17 protein-coding genes are annotated in these 22,710 nt (G+C 69.4%); 9 read left to right on the plus strand and 8 right to left on the minus strand.

The genetic code is table 11. From position 1 onward, the window contains the following. Nucleotides 1-3 precede the first annotated feature (3 nt). The 3 genes from ACZ3H8_RS29190 to ACZ3H8_RS29200 form a co-directional block, all read right to left on the minus strand. Nucleotides 4-744 carry an HNH endonuclease family protein gene (locus ACZ3H8_RS29190; protein ID WP_467406969.1) on the minus strand — a complete coding sequence of 247 codons (741 nt, stop codon included), beginning with the start codon at nucleotides 742-744 and terminating at the stop codon, nucleotides 4-6. 40 nt (nucleotides 745-784) lie between these two features. After that, a complete protein-coding gene (locus ACZ3H8_RS29195) occupies nucleotides 785-1,237 on the minus strand; it encodes a hypothetical protein (protein ID WP_467406970.1) in 453 nt (150 codons plus the stop codon). 277 nt (nucleotides 1,238-1,514) lie between these two features. Further along, nucleotides 1,515-2,381 carry an SCO6745 family protein gene (locus ACZ3H8_RS29200; RefSeq protein WP_467406973.1) on the minus strand — a complete coding sequence of 289 codons (867 nt, stop codon included), beginning with the start codon at nucleotides 2,379-2,381 and terminating at the stop codon, nucleotides 1,515-1,517. A gap of 94 nt (nucleotides 2,382-2,475) precedes the next feature. Between ACZ3H8_RS29200 and ACZ3H8_RS29205 the strand changes: the two genes are divergently transcribed. The 5 genes from ACZ3H8_RS29205 to ACZ3H8_RS29225 all read left to right on the plus strand — a co-directional run bounded on the left by ACZ3H8_RS29205 (nucleotide 2,476) and on the right by ACZ3H8_RS29225 (nucleotide 5,818). Continuing rightward, nucleotides 2,476-3,075: a TetR/AcrR family transcriptional regulator gene (locus ACZ3H8_RS29205; RefSeq protein ID WP_467406975.1), complete on the plus strand. Its 600-nt coding sequence runs from the start codon at nucleotides 2,476-2,478 to the stop codon at nucleotides 3,073-3,075. Nucleotides 3,076-3,087: 12 nt separating this feature from the next. Then, on the plus strand, nucleotides 3,088-3,633 hold the full coding sequence (locus tag ACZ3H8_RS29210) for a MepB family protein (protein WP_467406978.1): 546 nt from the start codon (nucleotides 3,088-3,090) through the stop codon (nucleotides 3,631-3,633). Then, the gene (locus ACZ3H8_RS29215) at nucleotides 3,575-3,742 is read left to right on the plus strand and encodes a hypothetical protein (RefSeq protein WP_467407312.1); all 168 of its coding nucleotides are present in this window, start codon (nucleotides 3,575-3,577) and stop codon (nucleotides 3,740-3,742) included. The genes ACZ3H8_RS29210 and ACZ3H8_RS29215 overlap by 59 nt, the downstream gene beginning before the upstream one ends. 40 nt (nucleotides 3,743-3,782) lie before the next feature. Next, nucleotides 3,783-4,814 (plus strand): NAD-dependent epimerase/dehydratase family protein, encoded by a 1,032-nt coding sequence (locus tag ACZ3H8_RS29220; RefSeq protein WP_467406979.1) that lies wholly within the window; start codon nucleotides 3,783-3,785, stop codon nucleotides 4,812-4,814. A gap of 839 nt (nucleotides 4,815-5,653) precedes the next feature. Then, complete coding sequence (locus ACZ3H8_RS29225) at nucleotides 5,654-5,818, plus strand: hypothetical protein (protein ID WP_307662958.1); 165 nt, start codon at nucleotides 5,654-5,656, stop codon at nucleotides 5,816-5,818. A gap of 364 nt (nucleotides 5,819-6,182) precedes the next feature. On the opposite strand, the gene mfd is transcribed toward ACZ3H8_RS29225, so the two are convergent. The 3 genes from mfd to ACZ3H8_RS29240 all read right to left on the minus strand — a co-directional run bounded on the left by mfd (nucleotide 6,183) and on the right by ACZ3H8_RS29240 (nucleotide 13,420). Further along, the gene (mfd, locus tag ACZ3H8_RS29230) at nucleotides 6,183-9,713 is read right to left on the minus strand and encodes a transcription-repair coupling factor (protein ID WP_467406982.1); all 3,531 of its coding nucleotides are present in this window, start codon (nucleotides 9,711-9,713) and stop codon (nucleotides 6,183-6,185) included. A 339-nt stretch (nucleotides 9,714-10,052) separates the two neighbouring features. After that, on the minus strand, nucleotides 10,053-12,635 hold the full coding sequence (locus tag ACZ3H8_RS29235) for an ABC transporter permease (protein ID WP_467406984.1): 2,583 nt from the start codon (nucleotides 12,633-12,635) through the stop codon (nucleotides 10,053-10,055). Next, entirely contained in the window at nucleotides 12,632-13,420 is a 789-nt protein-coding gene (locus ACZ3H8_RS29240) for an ABC transporter ATP-binding protein (protein ID WP_356225148.1), read from the minus strand. Before ACZ3H8_RS29240 ends, ACZ3H8_RS29235 begins: the two co-directional genes overlap by 4 nt. A 384-nt stretch (nucleotides 13,421-13,804) precedes the next feature. On the opposite strand from ACZ3H8_RS29240, the gene ACZ3H8_RS29245 reads away from it, so the two are divergent. The 4 genes from ACZ3H8_RS29245 (at nucleotide 13,805) to ACZ3H8_RS29260 (ending at nucleotide 18,986) form a co-directional block, all read left to right on the plus strand. Further along, on the plus strand, nucleotides 13,805-15,382 hold the full coding sequence (locus tag ACZ3H8_RS29245; RefSeq protein WP_467406987.1) for an MFS transporter: 1,578 nt from the start codon (nucleotides 13,805-13,807) through the stop codon (nucleotides 15,380-15,382). 167 nt (nucleotides 15,383-15,549) lie between these two features. After that, entirely contained in the window at nucleotides 15,550-15,990 is a 441-nt protein-coding gene (locus tag ACZ3H8_RS29250) for a hypothetical protein (RefSeq protein WP_398986498.1), read from the plus strand. A gap of 33 nt (nucleotides 15,991-16,023) precedes the next feature. Further along, nucleotides 16,024-18,309, plus strand: coding sequence for a DUF6571 family protein (locus ACZ3H8_RS29255; RefSeq protein WP_467406989.1), 2,286 nt, complete (start codon nucleotides 16,024-16,026; stop codon nucleotides 18,307-18,309). After that, on the plus strand, nucleotides 18,309-18,986 hold the full coding sequence (locus ACZ3H8_RS29260; protein WP_467406992.1) for a hypothetical protein: 678 nt from the start codon (nucleotides 18,309-18,311) through the stop codon (nucleotides 18,984-18,986). The genes ACZ3H8_RS29255 and ACZ3H8_RS29260 overlap by 1 nt, the downstream gene beginning before the upstream one ends. Before the next feature lie 30 nt (nucleotides 18,987-19,016). Here the strand turns inward: ACZ3H8_RS29260 and ACZ3H8_RS29265 are convergent, their stop codons facing one another. After that, the gene (locus ACZ3H8_RS29265; protein WP_467406994.1) at nucleotides 19,017-19,907 is read right to left on the minus strand and encodes a cellulose-binding protein; all 891 of its coding nucleotides are present in this window, start codon (nucleotides 19,905-19,907) and stop codon (nucleotides 19,017-19,019) included. 201 nt (nucleotides 19,908-20,108) lie between these two features. After that, on the minus strand, nucleotides 20,109-22,706 hold the full coding sequence (locus tag ACZ3H8_RS29270) for an SUKH-4 family immunity protein (protein WP_467406995.1): 2,598 nt from the start codon (nucleotides 22,704-22,706) through the stop codon (nucleotides 20,109-20,111). Between the last annotated feature and the right edge of the window lie 4 nt (nucleotides 22,707-22,710).

A 22,710-nucleotide genomic window follows, 5' to 3' on the forward strand; every position in this document is an offset into this window, starting at 1 on the left:
GCGTCAGCCACTGCACTGGGCGAGCATCATGTCCTTGTCCGGGGCCGTCACCGGCAGCGCGTACTTCTCGGCCACCTGCGCGAACCGCACGACATAGGCGCAACGGATCCGCTTGTTCGGCGGGAGCCAGGAGGCGGGTCCGGAGTCCTGCTTGGCTGAGTTGGCGCGTCCTTCGACCGGAAGCAGATTGAGCACGTCGTTCGCCAACTGCCGACGCTTGCCCTCCGGCCAGCGGGCGGCACCCATCTGCCAGCTGTACGACAGCGGCACTACGTGATCGATCTGCACCTCCATGGCATCCTGCTTTCGCCACTCGATGGTGCGGCCTGTGTAGGGGTCGTGCAGCGTCATCGAGGCGACCACGCAGTCGGAACCGTCCCGGAAACGCAGCCCCTCACCGTCGCGATTCATAAGATCATTTCGAGTGTCGCAGCCGTTCCTCGCCAGCGGCACCCCGTCTGCCGTGTCCATCCACGCGTATCCGAATTCGTCTCTGGCATAGCCCGTCTTCGGGCCACGGCCCTTAGTGGGTAGTTCCTCGATGAGCTTGCGGGCCCGCGACTTTTCCTCCGCTGACGTAACAGGAGCGAGCCCCGGTTTCGTCCCGTCGGGGTTCTCCAACGGGCTCACTGCCCGCCCGTCGGTTGCGGTGGATCCGGAACCCGAGGAAGTACCGCCCGCCTCAAGGCCGTCACATCCCGCGAGGAGCGCCACGGCAACGGCCGCGCCGAGCACCGGCCTCATCCAGCGGGTACACACGGCAGACCTGTGACCCGTGTGCCTCTCAGTACCCACAGCAGGCCACCCCCTGCATACGCTGCGAGAACGTCTCGGTCAGGGATCGGAGCATAGAGATAATCCTGGTGTCACAGCCGTTGCCCGCCAGCGGGACGCCGTCGGCGGTGTCCATCCAGGCGTAGCCGAAGCGTTCGCGGGCGTAGCCGGTCTTGGGGCCGCGGCCCTTGATGGTCACCTTCTCGATCAACCGGCGGGCGGCGGCCCTGTCCTGCTCGGAAGTGAGGGGGGCCAGGCCTGGCTTCGTGCCTTCGGGGTTGGCCAGCGGGCTGGTGCCACTGCCGGCGGGGGCCGGCGCAGAACCGGAGCCCGGTCCGGAGCCCGAGGGCTTGGAGTCACCCGAGAGCCCGGATCCGTCACAGCCGGTGAGCACCGCCGCGGCGACCGCAGTCGTCAGTACGGCCGCGAGCACGTGCGATATTCGTTCCCCGGGTCTGTTCACCTTCGTACCCTACTGAGCCCAAGTGGCGTACGCAGCAAAGCAGTTCGCCCGTATCACGGCATATTTGCCCTGGTGTGCACCGCTATGGCTCAACCGGGCCAGGTTCCAGCGCGCGCGAGGGGGAGGGTGCGCGTAGCGTCGAAAGTGTCCCTACCCCCTGCGGAAGGCATCTCATTACGACAGCGATACGCACACATACACACGCACACGCACCGCCCCCGGAGCCGAGCCGGCCCCCGCGGGCGGTGTCACGTTCCCGCGCCCGGGCAGGGTCGCGTCACACCTTGCCGATGCCGAGGGTGTTCTCGGCGGGCAGCACGCCCGCGCCCAGCACCTCGACCCAGAGGGGGCCGAGCAGATCCGCCAGGCGGTCCCGTTCTTCCGTACCGAGGGCCGCCCAGGGCGCGGCGGCCAGTTCGTCCGTACGCCGCTCGGCCTCGGCCCGCAGCTCCCGCCCGGCTTCCGTGACCACGCCTTCCACATCCAACAGCCCGCGCACGACCAGCCGTTCACGCCCCGCGGCCCACTCTTCCGGGCTCCAGCCGCGGCTGGCGAACCGCTCCACCGAGGCCGCGCCGATGGCCGCGAAGGAGACGAGCGCCTCCACCGGGTCGAGCCCGGCGATGAGCAGTGCGGCGAGATGCCCGTCCCCGCGGTGCTCACGCAGGATCGTCGCGGCCTGCCAGAGCACCAGGTGCGGTTCGTCCGGCCAGGCGAGTTCGGCGTTGGCGGCGGCGAGGGGCCGCCCGGCGGTATTCGCGGCCTCGGCGGCCCGCCGAAGGAGCACGGCCGCTTCGGCGGTCCCGGGCGCGTCAACCCGCTCCCCGAAGATCTTCCGGTAGGTGCGGTCGACGGCCCGCAGCCGCGCGTCGAGTACGTCGCCGGGCGAGGCGATCTCCCACGCGGCGGGAACGTACTCCCCGACCATCCGCGGGCTGAAGCTGTAGAACGCCGAGGTCACCCGCCCCGCCCCGGCTGCCCCCAGCGGCGCGGCACGCCAGGCGAAGTAGCTGGGCCAGCGCTCGTCGGTCTTGTAGCCGAGGGCGGTGGCCTCCTCGAAGGCCTCCGGCGCGTAGTAGAGCACGGCGTGCAGGGGCTCCAGCAGATGCCACATCTGACGGACCCTGCCCAGCTCCTCCGACATGTCTCCTCCTCCACCCATCCCTATCTTGTCACCGGCTAGATTCCTCCTCGACGCCAAACTTGTCAACGCCTAGATTGGGCGTAACCTGCTGACCATGACCAGCCAGCGCACCTACCACCACGGCGATCTGCGGCGAGCCGTCCTCACGGCCGCCCTCGACGTCATCGCCACCGAGGGCCCCTCAGCCCTGAGCCTGCGCGACCTGGCCCGCCGCGCGGGCGTCTCGCACGCGGCCCCCGCGCACCACTTCAAGGACCGCGGCGGCCTGCTCACCGCGATCGCGACGGAGGGCTACGACCTGCTGGCCCACTCCCTCGCCGACGCCCCGGACCTGCGCGAACGGGGCGTGCAGTATGTACGTTTCGCGATGGATCACCCGGCCCACTTCCAGGTCATGTTCCAGCCGGACCTGCTCCGCCCGGACGACCCGGACCTACTGGCGGCCAAGGCCCGCGCGGCGGAACAGCTCCGCGCGGGAGTCGAGAAAAAGGCGGCCCCGGCCGAGGACGCCGACCTGATGGGCATCGCCGCCTGGTCGATCGCCCACGGCTTCGCCACGCTGCTGCTGAGCCACAACCTGGACCGGCAACTGGAGGGCCGCTCTGCGGAGGACGTCTTCCGCGCCCTGACCGGCCTGACCTTCAGGGCACACCAGGGCCCGCTCCCCGCCAACGTCATCGGCGATCGCCGATGACAGGATGAAGGAATGACAACGGGACCGATCCATAGCGACTTCCTCTCGGCGAAGACGTTGGTCTATGACCCGAACGGGTTCAGCTGCTCACGGCCGGTACCCGAGGCGGAGAGTGCTGAGTACGGAGCCCACGAATTCACTCTGGACGGCTTCTCCATCAGGTTCCGTGTAGCCAAGACAACCCCGACGAAGGCCGGCCAATTCGTCACCGTATGGAAGAGGTCCGCTGGCGGGCCGATCCAGCCCTTCGATGCTGAGGACCCCGTCGACCTCTTCGTCATCAGCACCCGTGACAGCCACCATTTCGGACAGTTCGTCTTTCCGCGAGACGTGCTCTGCGAACGGGACGTCGTATCAAGAAACGGTTCCGGCGGGAAGCGGGCGTTCCGCGTCTACCCGCCGTGGGTTACGACGACCAATCGCCAAGCCCGCAGTTCACAGGCGTGGCAGCTGGACCATTTCCTGCATATCCAGGGGGACGGTCCAATCGACTCTGCCCGTGCCCGAGCGCTCTATCACCCAGGACACCCGCTCCAGGCACGCAGTTTCTCTGCGTAACGCTCTCGAATTCGCGACCCGTCGGGCGGGGCACCAGGAGCAGGTTCTCGACCGGCTCCGGGAGCTTGCCGCAGCGGTCGGCCCCGGCACCGGACCCGCCGCCGGCTGACCCGCCGGTCCGGGACCTCGGGAAAGGCAGGATCTTGGGCATGAGGATTCTGGTCTTGGGCGGCACGTGGTTCCTGGGCAAGAGCGTCGTCGAAGAGGCGCTGCGCCGCGGCTGGGACGTGACGGCGTTCAACCGCGGCCGGTCGGGACAGGACGCACCAGGGGTGCGGGCGATTCACGGAGACCGAACGGAGACGGCAGACCTCAACCGGCTCTCCAGCCAGGGCCCTTGGAACGCCGTCATCGATACGTCCAGTTCCGAGCTGCCGCCGCGCGACGTGCGTCTGGCTGCACAGGCACTGCGGGATGCGGCATCCCGGTGGGTGCATGTCTCCACCGTGTCGGTGTACGCGGGGTGGCCGCACCAGCCCCTGACCGAGTCGTCCGAGATGCTGGAGTGCCCGTCGGACGCGGACGAGTCCTTCGGTTATACCGGCGTGGATGGTTCACCCACCAAGTACGAGTTTCAGAAGGCCGGCGGGGACCGGGCGTTCGGCGACGAGGCGGTGTTTCTGCGGCCGGGGGTCATTCTTGGACCAGGGGAGTACGTGGGGCGGCTGCCGTGGTGGTTGAACCGGGCTCGCCTGGGCGGACAGGTACTGGCGCCGGCTCCCGTCGACCGGTTCATCCAGCCGGTCGACGTGCGCGATGTGGCGTCTTTCGCCGTGGATCAGGCGTCTGCGGCAACCGGTGGCGCCTATAACGTGGCCCATCCCGAGGGGATGAGCTTCGGAGACTTCCTGCTCGCCTGCCTCGCCGTCACCGAGGGGAACGGGCATCCGGTGTGGGTGAAGCCGGAGGTGCTCATCGAGCACGCGGTGCGGCAGTGGACCGAACTGCCTCTGTGGCGTACGCACGCGGGCGTGTGGTCGGTGGATTCCAGTCGCGCGGTGGCGGCCGGCCTTCGGTGCCGCCCAGCCCTCGCCCTCGCCGGTCGCGAAGGACGGCTCGGTCTCGGTACACGCAACGTCCTGGCCCGCCACGTCATCTTTCACTGGAATCGCATGGGTCTCAACGCGCGCCAGCAAGCCGTCCTGGCCCGCGCAGCGCGGGAGACGATCCTCGGGAACTAGCCACGCACGTATCAGGGTTGAGGTCGGACGGGCGCCCAGCGGGGCCTGCCGCGGTCACGCTGTCTTCGCTTGATCCCTTCTTTCATGAAGTCATGGTTTTCAGGCAGATCTCATGGGCAAGGCATGGCTCCCCCACACCGACTGGGACGAGCTGCTTCAGGAAGGGGGTGAACCCGCAGGCACGCGCATCACTCCGGTTACCCACCGACTTTGCACCGGTAGCGCGTCACCCGCGAGTTCACCGCCTTCATAGGCACCTCCCAAGCGCAGTACGCGAGTTCCGCACGACGCCGGAACGCCCCTGGTCACCCGCCCCGGAGCCCTCCCCCCATACAGGGACGGCCACGACTTTCATGAGGAGGCCCAGGTCAGAGCCCCGTTCCAGACAACACAGCACGACGGAGTCAGCTCGGCCTCGGCACTTGAACAGCGGGCCAGGATCGCACAAGGGACTGTGCCCTGCGCCGCAATCGGCGATTCTCCACTGCCGCTGCGAGCCCCCGCTAGAGTCCAAGCAATCTCAGGTCCGTCACTGACTGGCCTGTCCGCTCCCTGGGCGGCCCGGCCTCAGAGCTGGGGTGCCAGGAAGAACAGATGTATGCGGGATCAGTGGCCGGCACCACTTCCTGTGTGCACTGTTGGCCCTCGCAAGGCCACCCCTGCTCCACGTATGACCCGCAGTACCTGCACAGGGGGCTCCCTGCCCCCGAACTGAATTTCTGTGCCGGCGGGAAGTCGGTTCGACCATGTTTAGAAATGGTCGAACTGATCCCGTCGGGAGAGGTTCGGCCACTCATCAGAGAGGCCGGACCATGGGAGACAGCCTTACCCTCGCTATCTTGACGATCTCAGGCGTGATCACTGTGACGCTCTTCGTCGTCAAGGGCATTCTGGACCAACTCCCTGGCGTTTTGGATTCCTGGCGCCGCGCTGCACGCGCGTTGCGCGAGGCCGATCTCAGGGATGAGGGCGAGGACGAGGAGCCGCCGAACCGGCCCGGCTGACCTGGCTGGTGAGGGGCACCGGAGATGCACTCAAGCCGTACTTATGATGCAAGGCCCCGAAATCGGCGACCCAGTGCACATTGCCAGGCTCTTCTCGTACGCCGCCAAGCCTGATGCGACGTTCCCCGGCGTGACTCTCTTGCAGGCACAGCTGCACCATAGGGGGTGACGCGAACGGGCTGGTCGGCGTGGTCGGGTGAGGTGCGCACGGAGAGTGCCAGCCCGGTCCCGGTGGCCACGGCTCCCGTGACCTGCAGGGGCGGTGGCTCCACCGGGACGGTGCCACCGGGATGTGCTGGCCGAAAATCTCCACCTCGTAGTCCTCGACCTTGCCGGCCCTCCTGCCGGCGCGGAAGCACGGCGGCTAAGACCCCAGAATCGTCGTCAGGAACTCGCCCGTCCACGCCAGCAGTTCCCGCCCCACCACCGGCTTCCCGCCGATCTTGCCCGCCGTCGGGCGGGGCACCAGGATCTGGTGGACCGCCGGCTTGATGACCGTACGCGGGTAGAGACGCTTGAGCCGCAGCTCCTGCGACTCCCTCAACTCCACCGGCGCGAAGCGGATGTTGGAGCCCTGCAGCACGATCTCGCCGACCCCGCACGCCCTGGCCAGCATCCGCAGGCCCGCCACCAGGAGCAGGTTCTCGACCGGCTCGGGGAGCTTGCCGTAGCGGTCCGTGAGCTCTTCGCGGACCGCCTTGATGTCCTCCTCCGAGTTGGCGGAGGCGATCGCGCGGTACGCCTGGAGGCGCAGCCGCTCCCCCGGTGCGTAATCGTGCGGGACATGCGCATCGACCGGGAGCTCGATCTTGACCTCGAGCGGGGGCTCTTCCTCCACGCCGCCCTCGACCGCGGCGCGGTAGTCGGCGACCGCCTCGCCCACCATGCGGATGTACAGGTCGAAGCCGACGCCCGCGATATGGCCGGACTGCTCGCCGCCGAGCAGATTGCCCGCGCCGCGGATCTCCAGGTCCTTCATCGCGACGTACATGCCCGCGCCCATCTCGGTGTGCTGCGCGATGGTCGCCAGGCGCTCGTGGGCGGTCTCGGTGAGCGGCTTCTCCGGCGGGTAGAGGAAGTACGCGTAACCGCGCTCGCGGCCCCGGCCCACCCGGCCGCGCAGCTGATGCAGCTGCGAGAGACCGAAGTTGTCGCCGCGCTCGACGATCAATGTGTTCGCGTTGGAGATGTCGATGCCCGACTCGACGATCGTGGTCGAGACGAGGACGTCGAACTTCTTCTCCCAGAAGTCCACCACGACCTGCTCGAGCGCCGACTCGTGCATCTGGCCGTGCGCGGTCGCGATGCGGGCCTCGGGCACGATGTCGCGCAGCCGGGCCGTGGCCCGGTCGATCGACTCGACCCGGTTGTGGATGTAGAAGACCTGGCCCTCGCGCAGCAGTTCACGGCGGATGGCCGCGCCCAGCTGCCTCTCCTCGTACGGCCCGACGAAGGTGAGCACGGGGTGCCGCTCCTCCGGGGGCGTTGTGATCGTCGACATCTCGCGAATGCCGGTCACTGCCATCTCCAGGGTGCGCGGGATGGGGGTTGCCGACATGGTCAGTACGTCGACGTTCGCGCGGAGCTTCTTCAGCTGCTCCTTGTGCTCGACGCCGAAGCGCTGCTCCTCGTCGACGACGACCAGTCCCAGGTCCTTGAACCTCGTCTCGGCGGAGAACAGGCGGTGCGTGCCGATGACGATGTCGACCGAGCCGTCCCGCAGGCCCTCCAGGGTCGCCTTCGCCTCCGCGTCGGACTGGAAGCGGGACAACGCCCGTACATTCACCGGGAATTGGGAGTAGCGCTCGGAGAAGGTGCCGAAGTGCTGCTGTACGAGCAGGGTCGTCGGCACCAGGACCGCGACCTGCTTGCCGTCCTGGACGGCCTTGAACGCGGCCCGTACCGCGATCTCCGTCTTTCCGTAGCCGACGTCGCCGCAGATCAGGCGGTCCATCGGGACCGTCTTCTCCATGTCCTCCTTGACCTCGGCGATCGTGGAGAGTTGGTCGGGCGTCTCGACGTACGGGAAGGCGTCCTCCAGCTCCCGCTGCCAGGGTGTGTCCGGGCCGAAGGCGTGGCCAGGGGCGGCCATCCGGGCGCTGTACAGCTTGATCAGGTCGGCGGCGATCTCCTTGACCGCCTTCTTCGCGCGCGCCTTGGTCTTCGTCCAGTCGGCGCCGCCGAGCCGGTGCAGGGTCGGAGCTTCGCCGCCGACGTACTTGGTGACCTGCTCCAGCTGGTCGGTGGGGATGTAGAGCCGGTCGCCGGGCTGGCCGCGCTTGGCGGGCGCGTACTCGACGAGCAGATACTCGCGGGTCGCGGCCTGCACGGTGCGCTGCACCATCTCGATGTACCGGCCCACGCCGTGCTGCTCGTGGACGATGTAGTCGCCCGCCTCCAGGGTGAGCGGGTCGACCGTCTTGCGGCGCTTGGCCGGCATCCGCTGGCCGTCCTTGCCGGCCGCCTTCTGGCCGGAGAGGTCGGTCTCGGTCAGCACCGCGAGCTTGAGGCCCGGGTCGATGAAGCCGTAGTCGATCGAGCCGCAGGCGACATGGACGACGGACGGGGAGAGCTCGGCGAGGTCGGCGTCGAGGCGGGCGGCGATGCCTTCGCTGCCCAGCACCTCGACGGTACGGGCCGCGGGGCCGTGCGCCTCGGTGACGTACACCGTGCGCCAGCCGTCCGCGAGCCAGCCCTTGGTGTCGGCGAGCGCGCGGGCCGTGTCGCCGCGGTACATCTCCGGGGCGTGCATCCCCAGCTTGATCGTGTCGTCCGACAGCTCCTCGTCGGCGGCGAACGGGGATACGGACCACCACATCATGCCGAGCTCGCGCGCCCGGTCCCGTACGTCCGCGATCCCCCACAGCGAGGCCGCGTCGACGTCGATCGGGGCGTCCCCGCCGCCCGCGGTCGCCGCCCAGGACGCCTGCAGGAACTCCTGGCTCGTCGCCACCAGATCCGCGGCCCGGGTACGTACCCGCTCCGGGTCGCAAACGACAGCCATCGAGCCCTTCGGCAGGACGTCGATCAACAGCTCCATGTCGTCGACGAGGACCGGCGCGAGGGACTCCATGCCCTCGACCGCGATCCCCTCGGCGATCTTGCCGAGCAGCTCGCCCAGCTCGGGGTGCTCTTCGGCGAGGGCCGCGGCCCGCTGCCGTACGTCGTCGGTCAGCAGCAGCTCGCGGCAGGGCGGCGCCCACAGCCCGTGCTCGGCGACTTCGAGCGAGCGCTGGTCGGCAACCTTGAAGTACCGGATCTCCTCGACGTCGTCGCCCCAGAACTCCACCCGAAGGGGGTGTTCCTCGGTCGGCGGGAAGACATCGAGGATGCCGCCGCGGACGGCGAACTCGCCGCGCTTCTCGACCAGTTCGACCCGGGAGTACGCGGCGGCGGCGAGCGCCTCCGTGACCTCACCGAGATCGGCGCTCTCCCCGGTCCGCAGCGCCACAGGCTCCAGGTCGCCGAGCCCCTTGACCTGCGGCTGCAGCACGGAACGGACGGGCGCGACGACGACCGAGACCGGTCCGGCGGCCGGGTCGTCCTCCGCCGGGTGGGCCAGCCTGCGCAGCACCGCGAGCCTGCGGCCCACCGTGTCGGAACGGGGCGACAGCCGCTCGTGCGGCAGCGTCTCCCACGAGGGGTACTCGGCGATGCCCTCCTCGGGCAGCAGCGAGCGCAGCGCCGCCGCGAGATCCTCGGCCTCACGCCCGGTCGCCGTGACGGCCAGCACCGGCCGCCCGGACTCGCGGGCGAGCGCGGCCACCGCGAAGGCGCGGGCGGCGGGCGGGCCGACCAGGTCGACATGCATACGGTGGCCGTCACCGGCAGCCTTCACCGCGTCGGCGAGCGCCGGGTCACGTACGACGGCATCGAGCAGACCGTGCAGGCTCATGAAGGGCTTCCATCCGGGGCGGGGGGTGGGCAACGCGAACCGCCCGACACGTCGAACGGGCCGGGGGTCTCCAGCGTACGACGCGGCGGTGACAGCCGCGTCCGGAACCCTCACGCGTGCGTCCACCGGGAGCCGCATCGACCGGCGAGGAGTCCGGGGAGTTCTGCGCCGCACCCCATGAAACAGCAGGTCGGGCAGGTGCACCTGATGACCGGGGCTCTCCATGGGGCCCAGGACGTGGTCCGGGAGGCATTCGTACGGGAGCACACCCCGGCCCCGGGGTGTTTGGAGGAACACCCCGGGGCCAGGACCCCCTACCGTAACGCGCCGCCGCCCCCCCTACTCCGTGGCGATCGCGTTCAGCACGTTCATCCGGCCCGCCCTGAACGCCGGCACCAGTGCCGCGAACAGGCCCACGAACGCCGACCCCACGAACACCGTGAGGATCGTCGGCCACGGGATCTCCAGGACCCCCAAGCCCTCGAGCGCCAGCAGCTTCTGCGCCGTCGTGCCCCAGCCCATGCCCAGGCCGAGGCCGAGCAGCGCGCCGAAGAGGGCGATGACCACCGATTCCAGGCGGATCATGCGGCGCAGCTGGCGGCGCGAGAGGCCGATGGCGCGCATCAGGCCGATCTCCCGGGTCCGCTCGACCACCGACAGGGCGAGGGTGTTCACCACGCCCAGCACCGCGACGATGATCGCGAGCGCCAGCAGGCCGTAGACAATGTTCAGCAGCTGGCCGATCTGGTCCTTCAGGTCCTGCTTGAAGTCGGTCTGGTTCTGCACCTTGTACTGCGGGTACTTGGCGACCGACGCCTTGAGCGCCGCGTAGGCCTCCTTCTCCTTGCCGTCCTCCGCCTTCGCGAACATGATCAGGTTCTTGGGCATCTTGTCGGCGGGGACGTACTGCGCGGCGGTCGTGATGTTGGTGTACATCGCGCCCTTGTCGACGTTCCCGTCGTCGGAGGTGATCGCCGCGACCTTCAGCTCGGCCGTCCGGCCGTTCTTGAAGGCAACCTTGATCTTGTCGCCGACCTTCACGCCGTGCCTCTTGGCGTAGGTGTCGCCGACCGACATCGCGTTCTTCCCGTACGCCGCCGAGAGCTCGCCCGCGACGGTCTCGCGGCGCAGATCCTGTGCGTACGTCGGGTCGGCCGCGACGATCTCCTCGTCCTCCGTCTTACCGTCGGGGGAGGTCAGCTTCGTCTGCACGCCCTTGTAGTTGGTGACGTGCTCGATGTGCGGGGCCGACTTCAGCGCCTTCTCGACCTGCGGCATGATCGGCTGGCCCTTGCCCGACTGGACGATGAAGTCCGCGCCGACAGACTTGTCGAGCTCGTCCGTCGCCGATGCGACCATCGAGGAGCCGACCACCGACAGGCACGCCACCAGGGCGAGGCCGATCATCAGGGCGGCGCCGGTCGCTCCCGTACGACGGGGATTGCGCAGCGCGTTGCGCTCCGCGAGCCGCCCGACCGGGCCGAACATCCGCAGGACGACCGCGCTGATCACCCGGACCACGACGCCCGCGAGCAGCGGGCCGATGACCACGAACCCGATGAGCGAGAGGACCACGCCGAGGCCGAGGAACATCGAGCCCTCGCTCGCCTTGTCGGCCTGGGTGGAGACCAGGAGCGCGGCGGCACCGGCACCCGTGAGCAGGAGGCCGATACCGGCCCGGATCCAGCCGGCCTTGCCGTCCGCCGGGGTACCGGCGTCGCGCAGCGCGGCCATCGGGGAGACCTTGCCGGCCCGCCGGGCCGGGACATACGCGGCGACGACGGTGACGACGATGCCGAGGACGAGTCCGACCACCGGGGTGGTCCACTTCACGGTCAGGTCCTGGGTGGACAGGTGCATGCCCATGGAGCCCATCAGCTTCATCAGCCCGACGGCCAGCCCCACGCCGGCGGCGACCCCCGCGATCGAGCCGACGATGCCGAGCAGCAGCGCCTCGACGAGCACGGAGCGGTTGACCTGCTTGCGGCTCGAGCCGATGGCCCGCATCAGGCCGATCTCGCGGGTGCGCTGGGCGACCAGCATCGAGAAGGTGTTGACGATCAGGAAGATGCCGACGAGGAGGGCGATCCCGGCGAAGCCGAGCATCGCGTACTTCATCACGTCGAGGAAGGAGCCGACGTCTTCGCGGCTCGAGTCGGCGGCTTCCTTCGCCGTCTGCAGCTTGAAGGGACCGGCGAGGGTCGTGGCGACGTTCTGCTTGAGCTGCTCGTCACTCACGCCCTCGGCCGCTGTGACGGACACATGGGTGAACAGGCCTTCCTTGCCGAGCAGTTCACGCTGCGCGGTGGCGGTGTCGAAGTAGACGACGGCCGCACCCGGGTTGGTGACCTTGAAGGAGGCGATGCCGGAGATCTTGGCGGTGAAGTCGCCGGTGACGGCGATGGTGCGCAGCTCGTCACCGAGCCCCAGGTTGTGCTTCTCGGCGGTGTCGGCGTCGACCATCACCTCGGTGGGTCCGCGCGGTGCGTGGCCGGAGGTGATGTCCATCGACTTGAGGTCATTCTCTGTCCAGTTGCCGGCGATCGTCGGAGCGCCGCTGCTGGAACCCATGTCCTTGTTCTTGGAGTTGACGACGGTCACGCTCATGCTGACGACCGCGCCCTCGGCGGACTTCACGCCGTCGGCCTTCGCCACCCGCTCGACGAGCGAGGCGGGAAGCGACTCGGGCTTGCCGGTCTGCGGGTTGTCGTTGTCGTCGCCGCCGTCGCCGGAGCCCTTGGGGCTGACGGTGACATCGGACGCGGTCGCGGCGAAGAGCTTGTCGAACGTCGTGTTCATCGTGTCGGTGAAGACAAGCGTCCCCGACACAAAGGCCACCGACAGCAGCACCGCCACGGCCGAGAGCGCCATTCGCCCCTTGTGCGCAAAGAAGTTGCGCATCGAGGTCTTCCATACAGTCACGACGTCCGCCCCCGCGCGTCGAAGTCCTTCATACGGTCAAGTACGGCGTCGGCGGTCGGCCGGAACATCTCGTCGACGATCCGGCCGTCGGCGAGGTAGAGGACCCGGTCCGCGTACGAGGCGGCCACCGGGTCGTGCGTGACCATCACGATGGTCTGGCCCAGTTCGTCGACCGAGCGGCGCAGGAAGCCCAGCACCTCGGCGCCCGCGCGGGAGTCGAGATTTCCGGTCGGCTCGTCGCCGAAGATGATCTCGGGTCGGGCGGCCAGCGCCCTGGCCACGGCCACGCGCTGCTGCTGACCGCCGGAGAGCTGGGTGGGCCGGTGCTTGAGGCGGTCGATGAGGCCGACCGTCTCGACGACCCGGTTCAGCCAGGCGGCGTCCGGCTTGCGGCCGGCGATGTCCATGGGAAGCGTGATGTTCTCCAGCGCGTTGAGCGTCGGCAGCAGGTTGAAGGCCTGGAAGATGAAGCCGATCCGGTCCCGGCGCAGCTGCGTGAGCTTCTTGTCCTTGAGCTTGGTGATCTCGGTCTCGTCGAGGTAGATCTCGCCCGACGTGACGGTGTCGAGGCCGGCCAGGCAGTGCATCAGCGTCGACTTGCCGGACCCGGACGGGCCCATGATCGCGGTGAACTGCCCGCGGGCGATGTCGACGTCGACATGGTCGAGCGCGACGACGCGGGTCTCCCCGGAGCCGTACGCCTTGACGACCTGCCGCCCTCGCGCGGCGACGGCCGTACGCCCTCCGGTGTCCCCGTGCCGGGGAATGGTCACAGCCGTTGTCACGGTATGTCTCCTAAATCGGTGATGAGTTGGTGTCGCCGCGTACGGTCCGAGTACGGATGCGAGTACGGATGCGAGTACGGGTTCGAGTCTGTCGGCGGAAGCGGTCCGGCGCGCTGGTGCGCAGCGCAGTCTTGAACCGGGGGTTTTCCCCACCCCCCGGTGGTGCGGGCCTCAGCTGCGGCCGTAAGACCAAGCTAAGGAATTGACCCCCGCCACCTCGTCGTCCCCCGGGACGAACCACCCCTGGCCATCAGTAAGGAGGAGCCCCTAGGGGGACTCCACCTCCGGGTGGAACGGCACGGGTCGAGCCTGCACCCTCCCCCTGCGTGAGGTTCAAGTGAGAGGCTGTCCCGGGAAATACGTGCAGGGGGAAAGGATTCAGGGGTGAGCGCCACGGGCGGCAGTACGGGCAGCACGGGCGCCGACGGCGAGACATCCGGGGCGGCGAGCGGGGCGGCGGCAGCGGAGGCGTCCACGTCGAAGGCATCTGCTGCAACCGCCGCCCCGCGCGGCCGCCGCGGCCGGGTCGTCGCCGCCCTGATGCTCGGCATGGCGCTCGCCGCACTGGACGGCACCATCGTGTCCACCGCCGTACCGCAGATCGTCGGCGACCTCGGCGGATTCTCGGTCTTCTCCTGGCTCTTCTCCGGCTATCTGCTCGCCGTCACCGTCTCTCTCCCCGTCTACGGAAAACTCTCCGACACCTTCGGCCGCAAGCCGGTACTGATCGCCGGCATCATCCTCTTCCTCGCCGGCTCGCTGCTGTGCGCCGCCGCCTGGAACATGGCCTCGCTGATCGCCTTCCGGGTCGTGCAAGGCCTGGGCGGCGGGGCGCTCCAGGGCACGGTGCAGACCATCGCCGCCGACCTCTACCCGCTCAAGGAACGCCCCAAGATCCAGGCGAAGTTGTCGACGGTGTGGGCGGTCTCGGCGGTGGCGGGGCCGGCGATCGGCGGGCTGCTCGCCGGGTACGCAGACTGGCGCTGGATCTTCCTGATCAATCTGCCGGTCGGGGCAGTGGCGCTGTGGCTGGTCGCCCGCCATCTCACCGAGCCAGTACGGGAACGGGGACCCCGCCCCCGTATCGACTGGCCCGGCGCACTGGCCGTCTTCCTCACCGGCAGCCTGCTGCTCTTCGCGCTCGTGCAGGGCGGTATCGCCTGGCCGTGGCTCTCCACCCCGTCGCTCGCACTGCTCGGCGGCAGCGCGGTCCTCGTCGCCGTGACCGTCGTCATCGAACGGCGGGCCGCGGAGCCGATCATCCCCGGCTGGGTCTGGCGCCGCCGCACGATCGCCGCGGTCAATCTGGCGCTCGGCGCGCTGGGCCTGCTCATGGTGGCCCCGACCGTCTTCCTCCCGACGTACGCCCAGTCAGTACTTGGCCTCGGGCCGATCGCCGCGGGATTCGTACTCTCCGTCATGACACTGAGCTGGCCGATCACCGCGGCGCTGTCGAACCGGGTCTACACGCGGATCGGCTTCCGGCTCACCGCGGTCGTCGGGATCACGCTCGCGATGCTGATCCTGTTGGCCTTCCCGCTGCTCCCCCACCCCGCCGAACCCTGGCAGCCGGCCCTGATCATGCTGCTCCTCGGCGCGGCGCTCGGCCTCTTCCAACTCCCGCTGATCGTCGGCGTCCAGTCGACGGTCCCCTGGGCGGAGAGGGGTACGACAACGGCGTCCGTCCTCTTCTGCCGCCAGGTCGGCCAGAGCGTGGGCGCGGCCCTCTTCGGTGCGATCGCGAACGGAGTGCTGGCGGCTCGCCTCGGCGGCGGCGACCTCGACTCGGTGGCGCGCACGCTGGCTACGGACGAGTCGGCGGACCATCTGCGGCGTGCGGTCGCGACTGCGGTCGACTACGTCTACGTGGGCGCGGCAGCGGCGGCCGGAGTCGCCCTGCTGGTCCTGGTGTTCGTCGCCCCGCGCCGCTTCCCGATCATCGCCGACCAGCCCGAGAAGTAGCCACCGCGTGCGTGCTTCAGGAAACGGCCCGGGGAGGATCTGTTGTGCGATCTTCGTGAAGTTCTCACCGCTCCGGGCTTGCCCGCTTGCCATTCGCACATGATGCCCGACTACGGTGGAACGGAGTGAAGTCATGCACATCACAAGAGTTATGACGGGGGCAGCCCATGGCGTGGGACGAGTGGGAGCAGGCCAAGTCCGGTTCGGCGCAGACACGGCTCAATCAACTGCCCGCTGAAGGCGGCGGCGGAGGCGGCGGGCAGAGTGATCTGACCGTCCACGACGACGAGCTGGGCAAACTCGGCGACATGGCACGCTCCCTGCGCGAGCAGCTGTCGACCGACGGCGACCACGCACGCGTGGCCACGTTCGAAGCCTCCAACGAGCTCTTCAACGGCGGCCTGGACATGGGCGCGGGCCTCCTCGAGGTGCACGACGCCTGGAGCACCAAGCTGGCCACCCTCAAAGAGGCCTGCGGGCACATCTCCAACCACCTCGACTATTCACGATCCACACATGCAAAGCAGGAGACAAAGATCAACCTGGGGATGCAGGCCCTGGACGGCAAGACGATGACCGTGTCGCGCATCTACGACCAGATCAAGTAAAGACGAGGGCAACGGGGAAACGGGGAGCTCGACATGGTGACGTGCTGGGAACTGCAGGATCTGAACCTCGGCAAACTGAACACCGCGGTCACGCAGTGGCAGCAGATGCTCAACAAGCTGATCACGCTCGCCGACGGGGGCGACGGCGGCATCAACGCCGCCGACCTGGAGCGCAAGGCCAACGCCGCGGACTGGAAGGGCGACAACGCCGCCGTCACAAAGGCGTTCACCACGGCGACGGCGCGCCAGTTCGACGACATGGTCACCGAGGCCCGCAGCATTCACAAGATCCTGCAGGAGGCCCACTCCGACCTCAAGAAGCACAAGGAAGACATGCGGACCACCATCGACAAGTGGTCCAAGAGGCACATCTACATCAATGAAAAGGGCGGAGCGAGCTCCGCCCTCCCGCCGTCCGCCGTCTCGGGCAACGCGAAGCTCGAACCGCCGACCCAGGAGGAGGTCGACACGGCCGCCGCCGAGGTCGGCAGGATCCTGGCCCGCGCGAACGAGACCGACCGGATCGCCGCGCGGGCGCTGCGCGAGCACGCCGAGAGCAAGTACGACTTTGACGAGAAGGGCTTCAAGGGCCTCAGGGACGCCGACCGGCAGCAGGGCATCGAGGACGCCGACGAACTGGCGAGGCTCGCCGCCAAACGCGACAAGATGACCGACGCCGAGCTGAAGCACTTCAACGAGATCGCCAAGTACCAGCGCGACAACCCTGCCTTCGCCGAGCGCTTCGCGACCAAGATGGGCCCCGAGGGCACGCTCCAGTTCTGGCGCAGCCTCGCCGACCCGGGCCATGGGGACACCCCGACCGGCGACCGCGCGAAGATCCTCGCCACGGTGCAGGACAACCTGGGCATCACCCTGGCCACCGCATCGCATGTTGACTCCCGAGACATGCGGGAGTGGAAGGACGGCATCATCGCGGCGGGCGACGACCGCATCAAGCACTCCGGGATCATGAGCGCCCCGTATGGCTACCAGGTCATGAGCAGCCTGATGACCAAGGGCAAGTGGGACACCGACTTCCTCAACACGTACGGCGAGAAGCTGGTCGACTTCGAGCGCAGCAACAGCAAGCTGGGCGGCCCGCACTGGGTCTGGGACAACCCCGCCCACCCGGCCCAGCTCAACTACCCGCCCGGCTCCACCAAGCCGGACAGCGACCCGGTCGCCGGATTCCTGGAGGCCCTCGGCCGCAACCCGGAGGCCTCAATGGACTTCTTCAACGGCTCCTCCGGCCGCGGCGCCAAGGACGACCTCGATACCCTCAGCAACTGGGACTACCTGGTCGACAAGGACAGCCAGGACGCACGCAAGTGGCCGACCGACGACGACGGCAAGACCACGGGGTACACGAATCTCGGGCATGCGCTGGAGTCGGCGACGCTGGGGTACGCGTACGACGACAAGAATCCGTCCATCCCGCCGATGGACACCAAGGAACAGATCGCGGCGCGTGATCAGCGGACCGAGCTCATGGAGCGGGTCGTGGACCACTACAAGACGGCCGACACCATCGACAAACAGGATGGAGTCCGCGACAGCCTGGCGAACATGGCGGCCGGGCACATCGACAGCCTGAACTACTCCACTGCCAACTTCGGCGGCAGCGGAGAGCGCGCCGGGCGGGACGACCTCTTCGGCGCCGGCAAGAACCATCTCCGCGACTTCGACTCGATGGACAGCACGAGCTTCTTGAGGGCGCTGGCGTCCGACAAGGATTCGTACGACACGGTGTCCACGGCCCAGCAGATCTACGGCGCCAGCGCGATGGCCGCGCAGGGCGACGACTTGGGCGACGCGAAGCGCGTCGGCATGCACAGCATCAAGATGCACGGGCTGCTGGACGAGGTTCGCTCCGAGAGCATCGGCGAGGAATTCCACGGTGTGAAGGAGGATCGGAACAGGGAACTCGAGAAGCAGGGCGAGTGGCGCAATTTCGCGGCCGAGGCCGTCATCGGGACAGCCGCAGGCGTGGGCGCGGCCGTTGTCGTTCCCACCGGTGCCGCCGCGGCCATCGCCGTCCCCCTTGCCTTCGAGGTGGTTGGGGGCGCTGCGGAAACCCAGTTTGCGACCCAGACGATCGACTGGCTCAAGGAGAACGAGTTCGACAACACCGACGAGTCGCTCGAGGGCATCGCCAAGGCGAGGGACGAGGGCGAGCGCAACGCGATGACTCCGCTCCTGAATTGGGCGGAGCAGCACGGCATGTCCAGCGATGAGATATGGGATCTGTCGGTCGAAGCGGAGAAGGAACACCAGGCCGGCAGGGCTCGCAGTGACACCGACAACGCCCGAGGATACTGATGTTGAAGACCGTCCGATTGCCCGTCCTGGCGCTCTTGCTGCTGGGAATGGCTGCATGCACCGCCGACAAGAGCGAGGACTCTGCAGCCGCCGAGCAGGCCACCTGCAGAGAACTCCTGGGCAGCGCCGGTGTGAACTGGCTGGAAGAACGTACGGGAGGCCCGGGGAAGGCCCGTATGAAGAGCAACGTCGATCTGAAGAAAGCCCGTTCGCTGTTCTACGAGCAGGCGGGCAATTGGGATCCGGACAGCACCGGGATCCCTTCGTTCGCGGAAGCCGACGTATGCAGGGCGAGTATGGACGTCAATGATCCGGGAAAGGAGCTCGCCATTGAGTACGGCCCCTCCATTCTCGCTTTTGATGTCCCCTTCCCTGATTCCGGGAAGGAGGGCAAACCGACTGTGATACCCGTGAACTCCGACGTAAGACTGATCCGTCGGCCTTTCGACGACGAGGTCCGATACTTCGTGTTCGTCAAGTGCAAGATCCCCGGCACGCCCGCGAAGCAGGAGAACGGCGTACCGATCGAGGGATCGATGTCGGACACCCTCACGGGGGACACGAGCGCCCGCACCCACTTCACTCACCTGCTGCACTCCGCCCGGGTCGTGGCCAAGTCCTTCGGCTGCCAGAACAAGCCCGTCGTCCCGGTCGAGCCGCCCGCCTCGGTGAAATAACAAGCCCCGCGCAATCGGCGGAGGGCCCCCTCAGCCCTCCGCCGCCGCGCGGCCTGTCAGGGCCGCCAGGCTGTTGCTGATGTGCGCCATGTGCGCCTCCATCTCCTCGCGGGACTCCTCGTGTTCCCGCAGCAGCCGCTCCGTCTCGCGCGCGATCCGCTCCGCGCACGCTTGGGCGTCGGCGAGCAGCTCTGCGGCCCTGGCCTCCGCGTCCTCCTGGCCGTGGCGGGTGTACTCCTCCGACTCGGCGAAGATGCACTTGGCCTCCGAGAGGCCCGCCTCCGCGTCGGCGGTGAGTTCGGCGTGGCGCGCGTCCAACTCGGCTGAGCAGTCCGCAAGTTCGCGCTCCACCGCCTCCCAGCGGCCGGCCTGCTCCGTCTCCAGGTCGGCCAGGGCGCTCTCGGTGCGCAGGCGCATCTCCTTCCACGCAGCAACCGCCTCGCCGCGCCGCTCCTTGACCTCGCGGCGGGCCTCGATGCGGGTCTCGTCCGCCGTGGCCTGCGCGGCCAGCAGGATCTGCTGGGCCCGCGCCTCGGCGTCCGCCCGTACCGAATCGGCGTGCTCGCGGGCCGCGTCGCGCGTCCGGCGGGCGGCCGCGTCGGACGCCTCGATCACCGCCTGCGCCTCGTCCTGGGACGTGGCCCGCAGTTCCTCGGACGCCTCAACGGCCAGCGCCAGCAGGCACTCGGCGCGTCGGCCGAGTGTCTCGTACGTCGGCGGGGCGAGCGCCGCGACCCTCTCGCGCAGACCGGCCGCCTCCGCCTCCATCTCTCTGGCGAGGACGGTGAGGCGCGCGGCGCGTTCCCAGGCGTCGTCGCGGTCCTGGGACAGGGAGGTGACGTAGGCGTCGGTCTCCTTCAGCGGGTAGCCACGGCCCCGTACGGCGACGAAGCCGTGAGGTGACACCGATGCAGCACTCATCCTTCAAGCCTCTCTCCGACACACAACGCGATTGACTCATATCCTCCTGGATCCAAGTGAAGTGCTCAAAACGCAACACTCCTCCCATGCACACCGGTCAAGGGTGCGCCACTTTGCGAAAGAAGTCGGAATCGGGAGAAACGGCGGGGCGCCCGGCCTGATGTGCAGGCCGGGCGCCCCGGTGACTCGTCACGTACGGCGTTACAGCAGTCCGTCCCACATCTGCTCGAGCAGCACCGACCACCAGCTCTCCGGCGACGCCAGCGCCGCCGGGTCCAGCGCGGCGAGCTGCGCCTGGAAGTCGACCGTCCAGCGGCCGGCCTGCTCAGGGTTGAGCCCGAAGCGCAGCCGCCACATCCGGCCGAGCAGCGCCAGGCAGCGGGTGAATTCCGGCAGCCCGCTGTTCACGAACTGCGGCGCCACCGGCTGACCGCCCGGGCCCGCCTCCACCGGCACCGCCACGATATGCGCCGTGCCGTACTGAACGCAGATCGCGCGGCCGAAGTCGCTGCCCACCACGAGGTACGAACCCGCGTCGGAGGCGGGCTGGATCTGCCGCTGTGCCGCCAGCTCCGCGAGCGTCGGGACGACCGGCTGGGCCGGCTGTGCCCAGAAGAACGGGTTGAAGTCGCCCGGCAGCCCCGCCCACACCAGCGTGGCCGCGACAATCTCCGGCACTCCCTGACGCGAGACGGCCCGCTGGTCGAACCGGCAGATGCCCTGCGGTCCGAACGCGCCCACCAGTTCCTGCGCGATCCCCTCCGGGGGGATCGGCGGGGCGGGCGCCACCTGCGGCAGCGGCGCCCGCACCGGCGCGGGCCGCGCCGGGCCGTCCGCGACCTGGTGCAACTCGCCCTGGTGGGTGAGCAGATGCTGCATGCCCTGCTGCCGGCTGGCGTGATCCCTGCCGTACGGAGCGACAGAGGTGATCCGCACCTGCGGCCAGGTCTCCCGGATCATCCGCGCGCAGTAGGCGCCGGGCAGCTCGCACGACTCCAGCTCGGTGTGCAGCTCCAGCACCTGCTGCGGCGGCACGTTCATGGCGCGCAGCTCATGCAGGATCTGCCACTCCGGGTGCGGAGTGCCGGGCGCCGAGCGGCGGATCAGCTGGGCCTCTGAGCCGTCGGGCGCGCGGTAGCGCAGCACGGCCTGGTAGCCGGGGCCGACGGTCGGCATGCCGGACGGCGGCTGCTGCTGCTGCGGATAGCCGTACGCGGGTGGCTGCGGCGCATGCTGTACGGGACCACCGGGCGGCGGGCCGGGGGGCGCGCCGGGCGGACCGGGCGGCTGTGGCGCACCGGAGCCCGTCTGGGCGGGTCCGGCGAGCATCGTCGCGGCATGGTGCACGCCACCACCGGGCGGCCCCGGGGGCGTCGGAGCACCGGGCGGACCAGGGGGCTGTGGCGCACCGGGGCCCGTCTGGGCGGGTCCGGCAAGCATCGTCGCGGCATGGTGCACGCCACCACCGGGCGGCGGCGTACCACCAGGAGGGCCGGGCGGACCAGGCGGCTGTGGCGCACCGGAGCCCGTCTGGGCGGGTCCGGCAAGCATCGTCGCGGCATGGTGCACGCCACCACCGGGCCCACCGGGGGGCGTCGGCGCACCGGGCGGACCCGGAGGCGTCGGAGCAGCACCGGGCGCACCGGGCGGGCCGGGCGGCTGCGGCCCCTCCGGACCCAGTTGCGAGACGAGCTGCGTCGGCAGATAGCCGGCCGCCGGAGCACCGGGAGCACCCGGCCCCGACGGCGGCGGCGTCGCCCCCGGCCGCGCGCCCGGAGTGCCGGGAGCACCGGGCGGCGGCGGAGTCGTCGGACCGCTTCCGCGCGAGCCACGCGGCGGCAGGACCGCCTTGCTCGTCGCCGCGTCGGCGATGTCGGCCGCGCCCGGACCGGCAGGCCCCCCAGGCTGCTGGTTCAGCGCCGGGGCGACCGCGGTCCGCGGCAACTGGCTGCCGCCCGACATCAGCGCCGTCGGCGCATCCGCGCCCACCACGGGCGGCGGGGTGTCATCGTCGTCGGTGCCGGAGATCGGCGGCGCGAACACCGTGGCCGGCAGCGGCACGGACGCGTCGTCCGACCCCGCGGCGTTGGTGTCCGTCCACGCAGCGGCCCCGGACGGCGTGGCGGGCACACCGTCGGATGCCGTCGGCTCGTAGTCGCCGCCGCCACCGGCACTGGGCCACAGCGACCCGCCCTGAGAGGCGTCGCCGCCCGAGGACCCGGCCGCGGGCCACGCCGCCCCGGGGGCGGACGAACTCCCGCCCGCCTGCGATGCGTTGGGGCCGGTCGCATCCGAAGCGGCAGCGGGGGCCGACCAGTCGGCCCCGGACGACGGCGCACCCGCACCCGCACCCGCACCCGCCGGTTCCGGCGAACCCGAAGCCGAACCCGAAGCCGCCGCGCCCGACTCCGGCGACCGCCGGTCCGGGATCCCCAGCTTGTCCGCCGCCTCCTGGAGCCACTCCGGCGGGCTCAACAGGAACGACGTCTGATTCAGGTCGATGCGCTGCGGCGGCTCCGGCGCGGCAGCGGCCTCCTCCTGGATCCCGTACTCCTCCTCGTACCGGCGGATCACCTCACCCACCGGCAGCCCCGGCCACAGCGTCGCCTCACCGCTGTCGCGGGCGATCACCAGCCGCTGCTGCCCGCCGTCGGAACGGGCCCCGCCCTCGCGGTCCTCCGCCCAGACCACAAAGCCCAGCTCGAACTCCCGCACCCGCACCTCACGGTGCTGATACGCGGGCACATCGCCGTTGACCCACTCTTCCGCGCGCTCCTGCGCCTGCGCGAAGGTCACCATCGGA

The sequence above is a fragment of the Streptomyces sp. NPDC002868 genome (genome assembly GCF_055563295.1).

Coding starts and splice junctions, on each gene's coding strand:
- ACZ3H8_RS29265 (WP_467406994.1), bottom strand. CDS start 19,907: ATGAGTGCTGCATCGGTGTCACCTCACGGCTTCGTCGCCGTACGGGGC.
- ACZ3H8_RS29210 (WP_467406978.1), top strand. CDS start 3,088: ATGACAACGGGACCGATCCATAGCGACTTCCTCTCGGCGAAGACGTTG.
- ACZ3H8_RS29200 (WP_467406973.1), bottom strand. CDS start 2,381: ATGTCGGAGGAGCTGGGCAGGGTCCGTCAGATGTGGCATCTGCTGGAG.
- ACZ3H8_RS29250 (WP_398986498.1), top strand. CDS start 15,550: ATGGCGTGGGACGAGTGGGAGCAGGCCAAGTCCGGTTCGGCGCAGACA.
- ACZ3H8_RS29260 (WP_467406992.1), top strand. CDS start 18,309: ATGTTGAAGACCGTCCGATTGCCCGTCCTGGCGCTCTTGCTGCTGGGA.
- ACZ3H8_RS29270 (WP_467406995.1), bottom strand. CDS start 22,706: ATGGTGACCTTCGCGCAGGCGCAGGAGCGCGCGGAAGAGTGGGTCAAC.
- ACZ3H8_RS29255 (WP_467406989.1), top strand. CDS start 16,024: ATGGTGACGTGCTGGGAACTGCAGGATCTGAACCTCGGCAAACTGAAC.
- mfd (WP_467406982.1), bottom strand. CDS start 9,713: ATGAGCCTGCACGGTCTGCTCGATGCCGTCGTACGTGACCCGGCGCTC.
- ACZ3H8_RS29190 (WP_467406969.1), bottom strand. CDS start 744: ATGAGGCCGGTGCTCGGCGCGGCCGTTGCCGTGGCGCTCCTCGCGGGA.
- ACZ3H8_RS29205 (WP_467406975.1), top strand. CDS start 2,476: ATGACCAGCCAGCGCACCTACCACCACGGCGATCTGCGGCGAGCCGTC.
- ACZ3H8_RS29220 (WP_467406979.1), top strand. CDS start 3,783: ATGAGGATTCTGGTCTTGGGCGGCACGTGGTTCCTGGGCAAGAGCGTC.